The sequence below is a fragment of the Campylobacter sp. CFSAN093241 genome (assembly GCF_012889595.1).
GTDB classification, from domain to species: Bacteria; Campylobacterota; Campylobacteria; order Campylobacterales; family Campylobacteraceae; genus Campylobacter_D; species Campylobacter_D jejuni.
Genome location: NZ_CP040612.1, coordinates 408903 through 423561 on the forward strand (window position 1 = coordinate 408903; position 14659 = coordinate 423561).

The 14659-nt window shown below is 32.6% G+C and carries 13 protein-coding genes and 1 pseudogene; 11 read left to right on the forward strand and 3 right to left on the reverse strand.

The features are described from left to right. Positions 1 to 135 precede the first annotated feature (135 nt). Complete coding sequence (gene murD, locus FBE96_RS02135) at positions 136 to 1344, reverse strand: UDP-N-acetylmuramoyl-L-alanine--D-glutamate ligase (protein WP_002871631.1); 1209 nt, start codon at positions 1342 to 1344, stop codon at positions 136 to 138. Continuing rightward, complete coding sequence (gene mraY / locus FBE96_RS02140) at positions 1344 to 2405, reverse strand: phospho-N-acetylmuramoyl-pentapeptide-transferase (protein ID WP_002859004.1); 1062 nt, start codon at positions 2403 to 2405, stop codon at positions 1344 to 1346. The genes murD and mraY overlap by 1 nt, the downstream gene beginning before the upstream one ends. A gap of 79 nt (positions 2406 to 2484) precedes the next feature. Here mraY and gpmI point away from each other — a divergent pair, with 79 nt between their 5' ends. The 7 genes from gpmI to sdhE all read left to right on the forward strand — a co-directional run bounded on the left by gpmI (position 2485) and on the right by sdhE (position 9191). After that, positions 2485 to 3963, forward strand: a complete 1479-nt coding sequence (gene gpmI / locus FBE96_RS02145; RefSeq protein ID WP_002871632.1) for a 2,3-bisphosphoglycerate-independent phosphoglycerate mutase — start codon at positions 2485 to 2487, stop codon at positions 3961 to 3963. After that, a complete protein-coding gene (locus tag FBE96_RS08745) occupies positions 3947 to 4045 on the forward strand; it encodes a hypothetical protein (RefSeq protein WP_002869268.1) in 99 nt (32 codons plus the stop codon). Before gpmI ends, FBE96_RS08745 begins: the two co-directional genes overlap by 17 nt. Then, positions 4035 to 4778, forward strand: coding sequence for a 3-oxoacyl-ACP reductase FabG (gene fabG / locus FBE96_RS02150; RefSeq protein ID WP_002859879.1), 744 nt, complete (start codon positions 4035 to 4037; stop codon positions 4776 to 4778). Before FBE96_RS08745 ends, fabG begins: the two co-directional genes overlap by 11 nt. A gap of 6 nt (positions 4779 to 4784) precedes the next feature. Further along, positions 4785 to 5195 (forward strand): pyridoxamine 5'-phosphate oxidase family protein, encoded by a 411-nt coding sequence (locus FBE96_RS02155; RefSeq protein WP_072223319.1) that lies wholly within the window; start codon positions 4785 to 4787, stop codon positions 5193 to 5195. A 337-nt stretch (positions 5196 to 5532) separates the two neighbouring features. Beyond that, complete coding sequence (gene sdhA / locus FBE96_RS02160) at positions 5533 to 7368, forward strand: 8-methylmenaquinol:fumarate reductase flavoprotein subunit (RefSeq protein ID WP_002871634.1); 1836 nt, start codon at positions 5533 to 5535, stop codon at positions 7366 to 7368. After that, positions 7365 to 8330 (forward strand): 8-methylmenaquinol:fumarate reductase iron-sulfur subunit, encoded by a 966-nt coding sequence (sdhB, locus tag FBE96_RS02165; protein ID WP_002871635.1) that lies wholly within the window; start codon positions 7365 to 7367, stop codon positions 8328 to 8330. Before sdhA ends, sdhB begins: the two co-directional genes overlap by 4 nt. A gap of 3 nt (positions 8331 to 8333) precedes the next feature. Next, on the forward strand, positions 8334 to 9191 hold the full coding sequence (sdhE, locus tag FBE96_RS02170; RefSeq protein ID WP_002871636.1) for an 8-methylmenaquinol:fumarate reductase membrane anchor subunit: 858 nt from the start codon (positions 8334 to 8336) through the stop codon (positions 9189 to 9191). Positions 9192 to 9214: 23 nt separating this feature from the next. Here sdhE and tenA read toward each other — a convergent pair whose 3' ends face one another. After that, complete coding sequence (gene tenA / locus FBE96_RS02175) at positions 9215 to 9883, reverse strand: thiaminase II (protein ID WP_072223318.1); 669 nt, start codon at positions 9881 to 9883, stop codon at positions 9215 to 9217. A 109-nt stretch (positions 9884 to 9992) separates the two neighbouring features. Between tenA and acpP the strand changes: the two genes are divergently transcribed. The 4 genes and pseudogenes from acpP (at position 9993) to FBE96_RS08555 (ending at position 14612) form a co-directional block, all read left to right on the forward strand. Continuing rightward, a complete protein-coding gene (acpP, locus tag FBE96_RS02180) occupies positions 9993 to 10226 on the forward strand; it encodes an acyl carrier protein (protein ID WP_002854831.1) in 234 nt (77 codons plus the stop codon). Between the two features lie 26 nt (positions 10227 to 10252). After that, entirely contained in the window at positions 10253 to 11467 is a 1215-nt protein-coding gene (locus FBE96_RS02185) for a beta-ketoacyl-ACP synthase II (RefSeq protein ID WP_002858574.1), read from the forward strand. A 1-nt stretch (position 11468) separates the two neighbouring features. Next, on the forward strand, positions 11469 to 12407 hold the full coding sequence (accA, locus tag FBE96_RS02190; RefSeq protein ID WP_002858530.1) for an acetyl-CoA carboxylase carboxyl transferase subunit alpha: 939 nt from the start codon (positions 11469 to 11471) through the stop codon (positions 12405 to 12407). A 142-nt stretch (positions 12408 to 12549) separates the two neighbouring features. After that, positions 12550 to 14612: pseudogene (locus tag FBE96_RS08555) on the forward strand (TonB-dependent receptor). The last annotated feature ends 47 nt before the right edge of the window (positions 14613 to 14659 follow it).

The following is a 14659-nucleotide window of genomic DNA, read 5'->3' on the forward strand; positions in this document are numbered from 1 at the left end:
TTTTTATTGTTGTTTTAGATGGTGCTTAGAATCGTGTTTAAAAAAGAGTTTGTTGCTGGTTAGGGTTTTTAGAGAGAATAGGGTGTTTTTAGGGGTTTGGAAAGTTTAATATATTTGTATGGATTGTAAAATAAATTAAATTTTATTCACACATTCTTTAAAGACTTTTCCACGCTCTGCGTAAGAGTTGAACTGATCTAAACTTGCACAAGCAGGACTTAAAAGAGCCACTTCATTGACTCTTAAGTGATTTGAAATTTCATTTACAGCCTTAGATAAAACTTCACATTTATAGGCTTTCAAATTCGCTTTTTTTGCATAATCAAGCATTTTTTCAGTACTAATACCTATAGCATAGAGTTCTATATCAAATCCTTTCATAAAATCAAATAAATTGCTAAGATCTACACCCTTATCATCTCCCCCTATGATAAGATGGATTTTTTTATCTTTATAGCGACTAAGTGCAGCCATTACAGCACTTTCATTTGTAGCTTTAGTGTCATTTACCCAAAGCCTATTTTGACTGTCTTTAAGCTCTTCGAGTTTATTTTTTTCCATTACAAAGCTATTTAAAAGCTCATAGCTTAAAGTATCAAGTAGAATTTTTTCTATAGCTAAAGCCATGATAGCATCGAGTAAAAAAGGACTTTTAAAGGAAATTTTTTCCGTATCAATGCCAAATTTAACAGCTAGATCTTTTTCATCTTCATAGCTTATTTTATGAGCTTTTGTTGGAGTATTTGCATAAATTTTAGGCAGTATTACTACATCACATTCATTCATTCTTTTTAAAACGCTTAGCTTATCTTGAACATAATTATCAAAACTTCCATGCCAAGAAAGATGATCAGGACTTATAGGTAAAAGTGCATAAATTTCAGGTTTAGCTTTATGAGTGTAGTGTAGGGTAAAAGATGAAGTTTCAAGTATCCAAAGTTTTGCATAAGGATTAAGCTCTGCTAAAGGAGTTCCAACATTTCCACCCATAACAGCACCAATGTGTGATAATAAATGTGTAGCCATTTGTGTGGTGGTGGTTTTGCCATTGGTTCCGCTTATCCAAACGGATTTTGGCATGATATCATAAAAAAAGTCATATTCGCTTTGTAAATTTTTTGCTTTTTGAATGAGTTTGTGCTTTGGTGGAAAACCTGGACTAGGAATTTCAATATCGCTTAAATTATCATCAAAATCATTAGGATTTAAAAGTAAATTTCCTAGTGTATCTTTTTTTGTTTCTGTAAAATGATCATCATAGATATCAAAAGACCCAAATTTATCTACCAAATTTTCAGCAATAGCGCGTGTGGTTTTTCCGTATCCAAAAAGTGAAATTTTCATTATCTTAGCTTTATTGATGCAAGTGCAAGTAAATTTGAAAGTAAGGCTATCATCCAAAAACGCACTATAATTTTATTTTCTACCCAGCCAACTTTTTCAAAATGATGATGAATAGGTGCCATTTTAAATACTCTTTTATTAAAAATTTTAAAACTTCCAACTTGTAAAATTACAGAAACAGTTTCAAGAACAAAAACAAAACCTATCAGTAAAAGTAAAATTTCATTTTTGCTAATGATAGCTAAAAATCCTATGAATCCACCTAAAGCTAAACTCCCGCTATCCCCCATAAAAACCTGCGCAGGATAACAGTTGTACCATAAAAATCCCATTAAAGCACCGATTAATGCAGCACAAATAATCACTACTTCACCAAGTCCTTGAATTTTTGGCAAAAGTAAATATTCACTATAATTTAAATTTCCGCTCAAATATAAGAATATCCCTAAAGTAGATAAAGAAAAAATACTTGGAACTGTAGCTAAGCCATCAAGTCCATCGGTTAAATTTACAGCATTAGAGCTAGAAATTAAAACCAAAATCCAAAAAGCAATGGCAAAAATTTCCATATCAAAAAGAGGGTGTTTGTAAAAAGGTATAAAAAGTTCCGTGCTAAGCTCTGAACTAAAATATAAAGGTAAGATGCAAATAAGTCCAGCGATGATTTGTGCTAAAAGCTTCATTCTTGGACTAAGTCCTGAATGATTATCTTTTTTTAGAACTTTGCCTAAATCATCTATGAGACCTATCAAACAAAAAAGTATCAAACAAAGTAAAGCACTTATAGCAAAAATATTATCAAATTTGATACAAAATAAACTTGCGATTACTGCAGAACTAATGAAAATAAGCCCACCCATGGTTGGAGTATGGCATTTGGTTTTATGAGTTTCTGGGGCGTATTCGTAAATAGGTTGACTAGCATTTTTAGCTTTTGCCCAAGTAATAAATTTAGGCATTAAAAATAAAGACAAACATAAAGCGATAAAAAATGCAAATCCTGCACGCACACTAATATAAGTAAAAAAAGCATAATGACTTAAATCTGAAAGATAATACAAAACCTAGCCTTCTTTTTGGTTTTTAAAAGTTTAATTTTAGTAAAATCTAACCAAAAAAATTCTTATAAAAGAGAGAAAAATGAAGCAAAAATGCGTTTTAATTATTACAGATGGAATAGGGTATAATAAGAATAGTAAGTTTAATGCTTTTGAAGCAGCTAAAAAACCAAGTTATGAAAAGCTTTTTAAGGAAATCCCAAATTCTTTACTAAAAACGAGTGGTTTAGCTGTAGGTTTGCCAGAAGGGCAGATGGGAAATAGTGAAGTAGGGCATATGTGTATAGGAAGTGGGCGTATTATTTATCAAAATTTAGTGCGTATTAATAAAGCCATTGAAAACAAAGAACTTGAAAAAAATGAGAATTTACAAAAACTTTTAGCAAAATGTAAAAGAGTGCATATTATAGGACTTTATAGTGATGGCGGGGTGCATTCTATGGATACGCATTTTAAAGCCATGCTTGAAATTTGTGCGAAAAATGGCAATGAAGTTTTTGCTCACGCAATCACTGATGGGCGTGATGTAAGTCCAAAAAGTGGCTTAAATTTCATAAAAGATTTAAAAGAATTTTGTGAAAACTTAGGCGTGCATTTTGCTACGCTTTGTGGGCGTTTTTATGCTATGGATAGAGATAAGCGTTGGGATAGGGTAAAAGAGTATTATGAGTGCTTATTAGGCAAGGCTTATAAAGTGCCAAATTTATTAGAATACCTACAAAAATCTTACGATGAAAATGTTACTGATGAGTTTATCAAAGCAGCTCAAAATGAGAATTACAAGGGCATGAGAGAAGAAGATGGCATTATCTTTATCAACTTTAGAAATGATAGAATGAAACAACTTGTTGAAGTGTTAAATTCTAAGGATTTTAAAGAGTTTGAACGCGAAAAAATCTTTGAAAATTTACTTACTATGAGTGTTTATGATGATAAATTTAAACTCCCTGTGCTTTTTGAAAAAGAAAAAATTGAAAATACTTTAGCGCAAGTGATTTCTAAAGCAGGGCTTAGTCAGCTTCATACCGCAGAAACCGAAAAATACGCCCATGTAACTTTCTTTTTTAATGGCGGAAAAGAAGAGCTTTTAGAAAATGAAACAAGGGTTTTAATCCCAAGCCCCAAGGTAAAAACTTATGATGAAAAACCCCAAATGAGTGCTTTTGAAGTGTGTGATGCAGTGAAAAAAGGCATAGAAAAGGGTGAGGATTTTATAGTGGTAAATTTTGCAAATGGAGATATGGTTGGACATACAGGTGATTTTAATGCTGCTATAAAGGCTGTCGAAGCGGTGGATACTTGTTTGGGCGAGATTATAGAATGTGCAAAAAAGCATGATTATGCTTTTATCATTACAAGTGATCATGGAAATTGCGAGGCTATGCAAGATGAAAAAGGAAATTTGCTTACCAATCACACCACTTTTGATGTTTTTGTTTTTGTGCAAGCAAAGGGAGTTTCAAAGATTAAAGATAATATGGGGCTTAGCAATATCGCTGCAAGCGTGCTTAAAATTTTAGACTTAGAAATTCCAAAAGAAATGAATGAGGCTTTATTTTAGTTTGTTTGCCTTTTTTATAAGAAATTTGTTAAGATTGCAATTTTTAAAATTAAACTTATTAAGGATAGATAATGAAATTTAGTGGAAAAAATGTTTTAATTACTGGAGCAAGTAAGGGAATAGGTGCTTCTATCGCAAAAACTTTGGCGGGTTTTGGACTTAAAGTTTGGATCAATTATCGTTCAAAACCTGAACTTGCAGATGCTTTAAAAGATGAAATTATTGCAAGTGGTGGCGTTGCTGCTGTGATTAAATTTGATGCAAGCAAAGAAGATGAGTTTGAAAACGGTGTAAAAACTATAGTTGAGAGTGATGGAGAATTAAGTTATCTTGTAAATAATGCAGGCGTTACAAATGATAAACTTGCTTTAAGAATGAAATTAGAGGACTTTAGTAGCGTTGTAGATACAAATTTAAGCTCAGCTTTTTTAGGTTGTAGAGAAGCTTTAAAAACCATGAGTAAAAAACGTTTTGGTGCTGTTGTAAATATCGCTTCTATTGTCGGAGAAATGGGCAATGCTGGACAAGTAAATTATTCTGCTAGTAAGGGTGGAATGATAGCTATGACTAAATCTTTTGCTAAAGAAGGAGCAAGTAGAAATTTACGCTTTAACTGTGTGACTCCAGGTTTCATAAAAAGCGATATGACTGAAGTTTTAAGTGATGAAATCAAACAAACCTATCAAGACAATATCCCTTTAAAACGCTTTGCAGAACCTGAAGAAGTGGCTAATTGTGTAGCGTTTTTACTTAGTGATTATGCCTCTTATGTGACAGGCGATGTGCTTAAGATCAATGGTGGTTTATATATGTAAGGAAAAATGATGGATTTAAAAGAAATAGCACAATTTTTAGATGATAATGCACCAGCATTTTTAGCCACTTTAGGAACTTGTGGAAATCCTAGAGTGCGTCCTATACAAAGTCCATTGCTTGTGGGAGATAAAATTTATTTTTGCACAGCAAATACAAAAGGACTTTTTAAGCATATAAAAAATTATAATGGTATTGAATTTTGTTCTTGTGCAAAAGATGGGACTTTTTTAAGACTTAGAGCTAATGCGGTTTTTGAACCAAATTTAGAAGTTAAAAAAATGATGTTTAAAAAATATCCTTATCTTGTAAATCTTTATGAAACTCCGCAAAATCCAAAATTTGAAGTTTTTTATCTTGATCATTTAAGCGCTAGAATGCAATTTATGAATGGAGAATTTAAGCTTTTTAAGGCTTAATGATTTGATAATTTTATTAACTATATATTAATTAAGATAAATATTATCTTAATTAATATTAACTTTTTGTTATTTTTTTAAGGTATAATCATTCCGTTTAATTTGCAAGGAATAGATTATGATATATTGCAAAAATTTTTTAATATTTATTTTATTATATTCATCTATCTTCTTTGATTACTTATCTTATGCTTTTTTATATTTATTAAATTATAAATTTGTTTTTAATCCATTTTATATTGAAAGGAGAGTTTGTTTTTGGATTTTTGGCATGCGGTTATGTAAGATTGACTTACATTAAAAATTATTATTAATTTTTTTAAATAAGGAGAATGATATGGGTGAATTTTCTAGAAGAGATTTTATAAAAACAGCCTGTATTAGTGTAGGAGCTTTAGCTGCAAGTTCAAGTGGAGTTTATGCTTTAGATGATTCATCTAAGATGGATAAAGATATAAATTTACCTTCTTGCGATGTTTTGGTAATTGGATCAGGTGGAGCAGGTTTGCGTGCTGCAGCCGCAGTGAGAAAAGAAAATCCAAAATTAAGCGTTGTAGTAGCTACAAAGATGATGCCATCGCGTAACGCAACTTGTATGGCAGAGGGTGGAATTAATGGAGTTACTGATTTTTCTAATGGAGATTCCTATAAATTACATGCTTATGATACTATTAAAGGCGGAGCTTATTTGGTAGATCAAGACGCGGCTTTAAAATTTTGCGAATTAGCTGGAAAGGCTATTTTTAATATGGATTTTATAGGAACCTTGTTTTCAAGAAATGAGCAAGGTGGAGTAGCTCAGCGTTTAATGGGAGGAGCTTCTAAGAAACGCTGTAACTATTCTGCAGATAAAACAGGTCATATTTTAATGCATTCTTGTTTAGATGATGCTATTAGTAGTGGTGTGAAATTTTTAATGGATCATGAACTTTTGGATATAGGTGTTGTGGATGGAAAATGCGAGGGTGTCGTTTTAAGAGATATACAAAGCGGTGGAATTTATCCTGTGTTATGCAAAGCTTTGGTGATTGCTACAGGGGGATACACAAGGATATTTTATAATAGAACTTCAACTCCTTTTATTGCCACAGGAGATGGTGTGGCAGCTGCTCTTAGAGCAGGACTTGGTTTTGAAGATCCTGAGATGATACAATTTCACCCAACAGGAGTTGCAAATGGTGGAACTCTTATTACAGAAGCGGCGCGCGGTGAAGGGGGATATCTTTTAAATAATCGTGGTGAGCGTTTTATGAAAAATTACCATGAAAAAATGGAGCTTGCACCGCGAGATGTGGTTGCGCGTGCTATAGAAACAGAAATTCGTGAAGGTAGAGGTTATGGCGAGGGACTTGGAGCTTATGTTTTGTGCGATGTACGCCACTTAGGAAAAGAAAAAATTTTAAAAGATTTACCAAAAATTCGTCACACTGCAATGCTTTTTGAAAATATTGATTTAGTAGATACTCCTGTACCTATCCGTCCAACGGCGCATTATTCTATGGGTGGAATTGAAGTGGCTAAATTTGAAGATATGAGTACTAAAATTGCTGGAATTTATGTAGGTGGAGAAGCTTCTTGCATTTCTATACATGGAGCTAATAGACTAGGGGGAAATTCTTTAGCCGATGCAGTTGTAACAGGGCATTTAGCAGGCATTGGTGCGACAAATTATGCTAAAGATGCAAGTTTTGAAAAAGGGGCAAAAACTCATGAACTTGCTCAAAAATGGCAGGTTAGATTTAAAGAAATTACAAATAATGGCGGAAATGGTCAAGAAATGTATGAATTGCGAGAAGAGCTAGGAAGTCAAAATTGGGATAATATGGGGATTTTTAGAACTCAAGAAAAACTCGATCTTCTAGCAAAAAAATTAGAAGATATACAAGCAAGATATGAAAAAATTCGTATTCCAAATCCTAATGAAGTGATGAATACTGCTTTTACAGATTATGTAGAGCTTGGTAATTTGATTTTACTTTCTCGCTGTGCTTGTTTAGCAGCTAGAAATAGACTTGAAAGCCGTGGGGCTCATACTAGAGAAGATTATCCAAAGCGAGATGATAAAAATTTCTTAAAACATAGCATTGTAAATTTAGAAAATGATGAATTAAAACTTAGTTATAAAGATGTCGTGGTAACTGAGTTTTCACTTGATGGAAGGAGAGTACAATGAAAATTATCATAGATCGTTTTAATGGCAAGGAAAAATATGAACAAAGTTATGATATTGATGATAAGGATATACAAGGAAAAACTCTGCTCTCTCTTTTGCTTTTTATCAAAAAAACAAAAGATATTACTTTAAATTTTACCGCCTCTTGTCAATCTGCAATTTGTGGGGCTTGTGCAGTTCGTGTGAATGGGCATTCTTATCTTGCTTGTGATACTAAAATGCAAGATTTGTTAAAAGAATATGATAATCCTTCAAGTATACGCATTTCTCCGCTTGGAAATTTTAGAGTAATTTCTGATTTAATTGTGGATTGGGAACCTTCTATAGAAAATTTAAGAAAAATTCGTCCTGCCATGGTGGCAAAAAATGAATTTTCAGCGGAAAAGGGCTGTAAACAAAGTCAAGAAGAATTTGATCGTATTAGCAAGCAATGGGATTGTATTTTATGTGGTAGCTGTGCTTCAGAGTGTAATAAATTAGAAGCAGATAGTAGCGATTATATGCAACCTTTTGTTTTTACTCATGCTTGGCGTGCAGCGGCAGACTCTCGAGGTAAGGATCCTATGTTGCATGTAAAACCCAGCGTAATGAATGGACTTTGGCTTTGTGTTCATTGTCAAGAGTGCGCTGATCGTTGTCCAAAGGGTATAAGTTCAGTAAGTGATATAGCAAATTTAAGAGTGATGGCGATTAAAAAAGGTTTAAATGAAGGCTTAGGGCCTGATCATGCTGAAGCTTTTTATAAAGATTTAGTTGAAGGTTCAGGACGCTTGAATGAAATTTATCTTGCTTTGCGTTCTGAGGGTGCTATAGGTTCTATGGGTAAAACAGATATAGCTTTTAAACTTATGCGTGCAGGAAAAATGAATCCTATGCATGTTTTTGGCGAGGATGAAATAGAAGGGCATAAAGATTTGGTTAAAATGATAAAGGCGGCACAAGAAGCTGCTGTTAAGGAGTAAAATATGCAAAAAGAATACGCTTTTTTTCCAGGTTGTGTTTTATCTCAAGCTGCAAAAGAATCTAAAATTTCACTTGAAGCTATTGCACCTATTTTGGGTTGGAAGTTGAATGAAATTAAGGGGTGGAGTTGTTGTGGGGCTTCTCAAGCGCAGTGTGTTGATCCTATTGCGACTTTGGTAGCTAATGCAAGAAATATTGCTTTAGCAGAAGAGATGAAAATGCCAATGCTTACAACTTGTAGTACTTGTATGCTAACTTTAACTAAAGCAAAAAATACTCTTGATAAGGGTGCAAAAGAACGCATCAATACTTTTTTAGCAAAAGGTGGAATGAAATATCAAGGTTCAACGCCTATTACAAGTCTTTTGTGGGAGCTTTATGAGGATTTGGATAATTTAAAAAGCAAGGTGAAAAAGCCGCTTTCAAATTTAAAAGTAGCTTTATTTTATGGTTGCCATAGTTTAAGACCTGAAGATATTTTCGGTAAAAAAGAAAGTTCAACCAATCCAAAAAGTTTTGAAAGTGTAGTAGAAGTTTTAGGGGCTAAAATAGTTCCTTTTGAAAAACGCCTTGATTGTTGTGGTTTTCATGCTTCTTATCCTGCAGAAAAATCTGTGAAAAAAATGTCTAGTCAAATTGTCAATAATGCAAGTGAAAATCAAGCTGATTGTGTTGTAACACCTTGTCCACTTTGTCAAATGCAGCTTGATATCTATCAAGAAAGATTTCAAGATTATACTAATTCTAAAGCAAGATTGCCTATTATTCATTTATCGCAATTAGTAGGACTTGCATTAGGACTTTCTAAAGAAACGGTTGGTTTAGATTATAATATTATTGATGTAAGTAAAATTGCATAAAAACATGGGCAAAAAGCCCATGTTTAAAGATTTAATTCCATTCTTAAAGAATGCTCCCAAAAAGCCACTTCCAAGCGTGTTACAGTATGAAAAATTTCGCTGAGTTTTTGGAATTTTTGTGCACTAACACTTGAAGTATAAGAATTAACAAAATCTTCAAATTCTTTAGCTTCATTTTGAAAATTTTCACTTCCATAGGTCAAAATCCATTCCTTGTAAGGATGATCTTTTAAATTTTCATTTTTTAAACGATTTATAATTTCAGCACCTATTTTTGCATAGCCTATAGCGCAAGCACTAAGAGCAACTAACATATCTAAAAAATCTCCATTTTCACCTACGCTTAACATATAACGCGAATAGGCTATATTGACTAAACTTTCATCTTTTATATCGAGTTCATCTGCATTAATGCCAAGAGATAAAATTGCACGATGAAGTTCCATTTCTCCTTCAACTATATAATTTTGAAATTTCATAGCAAAACGAAGTTCTTTTGCAGTATTTGAGTTAAGTGCTAATCTTGCATAACATTTTGCGTAATTAAGCAAATAAATATAATCTTGCTTGAGATAAAAAAGAAAATTTTCTTGCTTTAGGCTTTTATCTTCCAATTTTTTAACAAAATCATGATGTAGATAAGCATTCCAAATTTTTTGATTTTCTTTGATTAAATTAGAGAAAAGCATCATTTTTCCTTTATGTTTTAATATTTTATTTTCAAGTATAATGAAAAACTATAAATATTTTAAGCTTTTTATAGTAAAATACGCTTTATTTTAATTTTTTAAAGGAGAACAAATGGCAACATTTGATGATGTAAAAGCAGTAGTAGTAGAGCAATTAAGTATTGATGCAGATGCAGTTAAAATGGAATCAAAAATTATTGAAGATTTAGGTGCTGATTCTTTAGATGTTGTAGAGCTTATTATGGCTTTAGAAGAAAAATTTGAAGTAGAAATTCCAGATAGTGATGCTGAAAAATTAATTAAAATTGAAGATGTTGTAAATTATATTGACAATCTAAAAAAATAATTTTTTTTCTTGCAAGGAGCTTATTCTTGAAAAGAGTTGTAGTTACAGGTATTGGTATGATCAATGCCCTTGGTTTAGATAAAGAAAGTTCATTTAAAGCAATTTGCAATGGAGAAAGCGGAGTAAATAAAATTACTCTTTTTGATGCTACGGACTTTCCTGTTCAAATTGCAGCTGAAGTTAAAAATTTTGATCCATTAGAGGTTGTTGATGGCAAAGAAGTAAAAAAAATTGACCGTTTCATACAACTTGGAATTAAAGCAGCAAGAGAAGCAATGCAGGATGCTGGATTTAGTGAAGAATTAGATAAAGAAGAATTTGGCATTGTTTCGGCTTCTGGTATTGGAGGTTTGCCTAACATAGAAAAAAATTCCATTATTTGTTCCGAGCGAGGTCCGCGTAAAATTTCCCCTTTTTTCATACCTTCAGCACTTGTAAATATGTTAGGAGGTTTGATTTCTATAGAGCATGGACTTAAAGGGCCAAATATTTCTTGTGTTACAGCTTGTGCAGCAGGAACTCATGCTATAGGAGAAGCTTATAAAAGTATAGCTTTGGGAAATGCTAAAAAGATGTTAGTCATAGGTGCAGAAGCTGCGATTTGTCCTGTGGGTATAGGTGGTTTTGCTTCAATGAAAGCTTTATCAACTAGAAATGAAGATCCACAGCATGCTTCAAGACCATTTGACAAAGAAAGAGATGGTTTTGTCATGGGAGAAGGTGCTGGAGCTTTAGTTTTTGAGGAATATGAAGAGGCTAAAAAACGCGGTGCTACGATTTATGCTGAATTAATTGGATTTGGAGAAAGTGCAGATGCGCATCATATTACTTCACCAACTTTAGATGGGCCTTTAAGGGCTATGAAAAAAGCTTTAAATATGGCAGGGAATCCAAAGGTAGATTATATCAATGCACATGGAACTTCAACCCCTGTAAATGACAAAAATGAAACAGCAGCAATTAAAGAGCTTTTTGGCAATAATATCCCGCTTATAAGTTCCACCAAAGGACAAACAGGTCATTGCTTGGGTGCTGCAGGTGCAATTGAAGCAGTTGTTAGTGTTATGGTTTTAAGAGATGGGGTAGTTCCACCTACAATCAATCAGCTTGTAAAAGATGATGAATGTGATCTTGATTATATTCCAAATATATCAAGAAAAGTAGATTTAAAAGTGGTGATGAGTAATTCTTTTGGTTTTGGTGGCACAAATGGCTGTGTTGTATTTAAAAAAGTAGATTAATATGGCTTCTTATTTAGATTTTGAAAAAAATATTCAGCAAATTGACGAGGACATTATCAATGCTCAGATTAAAGGAGATACTGAAGCTGTATCAATTTTAAAGAAAAATCTTGAAAAAGAAATTTCTAAAACTTATAAGAATTTAAGTGATTTTCAGCGTTTGCAATTAGCGCGTCATCCAGATCGCCCTTATGCTCTTGACTATATTGAACTTATTTTAAATGACGCTCACGAAATACATGGTGATCGTGCCTTTAGAGATGATCCTGCTATTGTTTGTTTTATGGGTTATTTAGGAGAGAAAAAAATAATTGTAATTGGTGAGCAAAAAGGACGTGGAACAAAAGATAAAATCGCTAGAAATTTTGGGATGCCACATCCTGAAGGATATCGCAAAGCCTTAAGAGTAGCAGGACTTGCAGAGAAATTTCAAATTCCTATTTTATTTTTGATAGATACTCCAGGTGCTTATCCTGGAATAGGTGCTGAAGAAAGAGGACAAAGTGAAGCTATCGCTAGAAATTTATATGAATTAAGTGATTTGAAAATACCGACCATTGCTATAGTTATCGGAGAAGGCGGTAGTGGCGGGGCGTTAGCTATAGGGGTTGCAGATAAACTTGCAATGATGAAAAATTCTGTTTTTTCAGTAATTTCTCCTGAAGGTTGCGCTGCAATACTTTGGAATGATCCTGCAAAAAGTGAAGCTGCAACCAAAGCTATGAAAGTAACAGCTGATGATTTAAAATCTCAAGGTTTAATTGATGATGTGATAGACGAACCTACAAATGGTGCACATCGCAATAAAGAAGCTGCAGCAGTAGCTATTGCTGATTATGTAAAAAAATCCCTAAATGAACTTGAAAATATTGATGTACGAGAACTTTCTGCAAATCGTATGCAGAAAATTTTAAAGCTTGGAGCCTATCAAGAGGCTTAGGCTTTTACTTCGCTTTTTTAAATAATTTTATTATTTATAATTGTTATCAAAATTAAGTTAATTAAAAGTATTCTTTTTTTATACTCCAAAAATGATTTTAAATATCAAAATAATTTTTTTTAAAGGAATTAATTTGACTCAAATCAAAAATATGAAATTTAAAAAAAGTTTACTGTGTTTTTTAATTTTATCTGGAGCTTTGTTAAAAGCAGAAGAAACATATCAACTTAATGATGTTGTGGTTAGCGCTAGTGGTTTTGAACAAGATTTGGTTGATGCGCCTGCTAGTATTTCTATCATTACAAAAGAAGAGCTTGAAAAAAGCCAATTAAGGATATAGGGGAGGCTATAGGAGATATTCCAGGTGTAGATGTGACTATGGATAAAACAGGCACTTATGATTTTAGCATACGAGGTTTTGGTAGTTCTTATACTCTAGTTTTAATTGATGGAAAACGTCAAAGTGTTGCAAATGGGTTTTATACTAATGTTTTTAAAGGCAGTGAGTCAGGATATCTGCCGCCTTTATCTATGATAGAGCGTATCGAGGTTATACGTGGTCCAGCTTCTACACTTTATGGCAGTGATGCTGTAGGCGGTGTGATAAATATTATCACCAAGAAAAATCCTGATAAAATCGAAGCAAATATACAATTTAATACTCTTTTGCAACAGCACTCTAATCACTATGGCAATGCGGGCGGTTTTAATGCTTATGTAGCAACTCCTTTGATTGAAGATACATTATCAATTTCTGCAAGGTTGAAGTATTATGATAAGGCAGCTTCTGATTTAAAATGGCCTACACCGGTTTGGAATAATAACAATCAAAAACCTGATAATTACCAAATTGCTATTCATAGTCCAGGTGCTTTTACTAGCTTAGGTTTTGGTTCTAGGCTTAATTGGACAGTAGATGATAAAAATAATATATATTTTGATATAGAGCGATATATTAATGAAATTTCAGTGAATTCTATAAGTAGTAGGGCTATTAAAAGTGAAAAACAACTTTTTAAGGATAATATTGTTTTAAATCATGATGGTAACTATGATTTTGGTTCAACTAACTCATATTTACAATATGGTAGCACTAAGGATAAGGAATTACATAGTCAAATTTGGGTAGGAGAAGGTAAGGTTGTTTTACCTTGGAATTTAGGTCAATACGGTAATTTAGTAAATACCTTTGGTGCAAGGATTGATTATGAGATGTTAAAAAATGATCAAGCAAGCGCAGGTAGTTAAATAAGAGGTAAAAATCTTGATCAAACCATGGTTGCGCTTTATGGGGAAAATGAGTATTTTATAACCGATGATTTGATTTTTACTACAGGTTTGCGTTATATTTATAGCAATTTGTTTGATTCTGAATTTACCCCTAGGATTTATTTGGTTTATCACTTAAATGATAATATAGCCTTTAAAGGAGGTGTTTCAAAAGGCTATAAAACTCCTTCTGCCAAGCAGTTGACAAATGGATATTATAATTATGCCAATGGCAATGCTCTTTTTGGAAACCCTGACTTAAAACCAGAAGAAAGTATAAATTATGAATTGGGTGCTGATTTTAGGGTATTTGATTTTGCACATTATTCTATCACAGGATTTATTACTGATTTTACAAATCAAATCAGTAGTGAATATTTAACAGGTATGCAAAATGGTATTAATTGTAGCAATGGCACTGTTTGTAAGCGTCCTATTAATCTTGGAAAAACACAGACTAAAGGTATAGAATTTGCATTTAATACCAAAACTTACAATGGTTTTAGCCTAAATTCAAGTTATACTTTTATGGATAATCGCTATAAAGATAGTCAAAAAAATTGGTTTGGTGGTGATAGAATAGAAAATTTACCAAGGCATATAGCAATGTTAAAATTAAACTATGAGCGAGGTAAATTTAATTCCTATATAAAAACACGAGCAAGACTCGATACTATAGCTAAAGCAAGAGTTGGTGGTAATGGTAGTTTGCCATGGCAAAAATATAAGCCTTTTTATATAGTAGATTTAGGGATAAATTATAAAATCAATAAGCAATCTAGCTTAAGTTTTGCAGTGCAAAATCTTTTTGATAAAAATTTCTTTGATCCGCAAGTTACAAGATGGGATGGGGCTAATCCTGCTGGATATGCAAATCGCTATCAAGATTATACAGAAGGAAGAAGTTTTTGGTTAAGTTATAAATATGATTTTTAATTTTTTAAGGCTTTAATCACCTTTATATTTTCAAAAAAGCAAAAATA

Coding starts and splice junctions, on each gene's coding strand:
- fabG (WP_002859879.1), top strand. CDS start 4,035: ATGAAATTTAGTGGAAAAAATGTTTTAATTACTGGAGCAAGTAAGGGA.
- gpmI (WP_002871632.1), top strand. CDS start 2,485: ATGAAGCAAAAATGCGTTTTAATTATTACAGATGGAATAGGGTATAAT.
- FBE96_RS08745 (WP_002869268.1), top strand. CDS start 3,947: ATGAGGCTTTATTTTAGTTTGTTTGCCTTTTTTATAAGAAATTTGTTA.
- acpP (WP_002854831.1), top strand. CDS start 9,993: ATGGCAACATTTGATGATGTAAAAGCAGTAGTAGTAGAGCAATTAAGT.
- sdhE (WP_002871636.1), top strand. CDS start 8,334: ATGCAAAAAGAATACGCTTTTTTTCCAGGTTGTGTTTTATCTCAAGCT.
- accA (WP_002858530.1), top strand. CDS start 11,469: ATGGCTTCTTATTTAGATTTTGAAAAAAATATTCAGCAAATTGACGAG.
- sdhA (WP_002871634.1), top strand. CDS start 5,533: ATGGGTGAATTTTCTAGAAGAGATTTTATAAAAACAGCCTGTATTAGT.
- murD (WP_002871631.1), bottom strand. CDS start 1,344: ATGAAAATTTCACTTTTTGGATACGGAAAAACCACACGCGCTATTGCT.
- tenA (WP_072223318.1), bottom strand. CDS start 9,883: ATGATGCTTTTCTCTAATTTAATCAAAGAAAATCAAAAAATTTGGAAT.
- FBE96_RS02155 (WP_072223319.1), top strand. CDS start 4,785: ATGATGGATTTAAAAGAAATAGCACAATTTTTAGATGATAATGCACCA.
- sdhB (WP_002871635.1), top strand. CDS start 7,365: ATGAAAATTATCATAGATCGTTTTAATGGCAAGGAAAAATATGAACAA.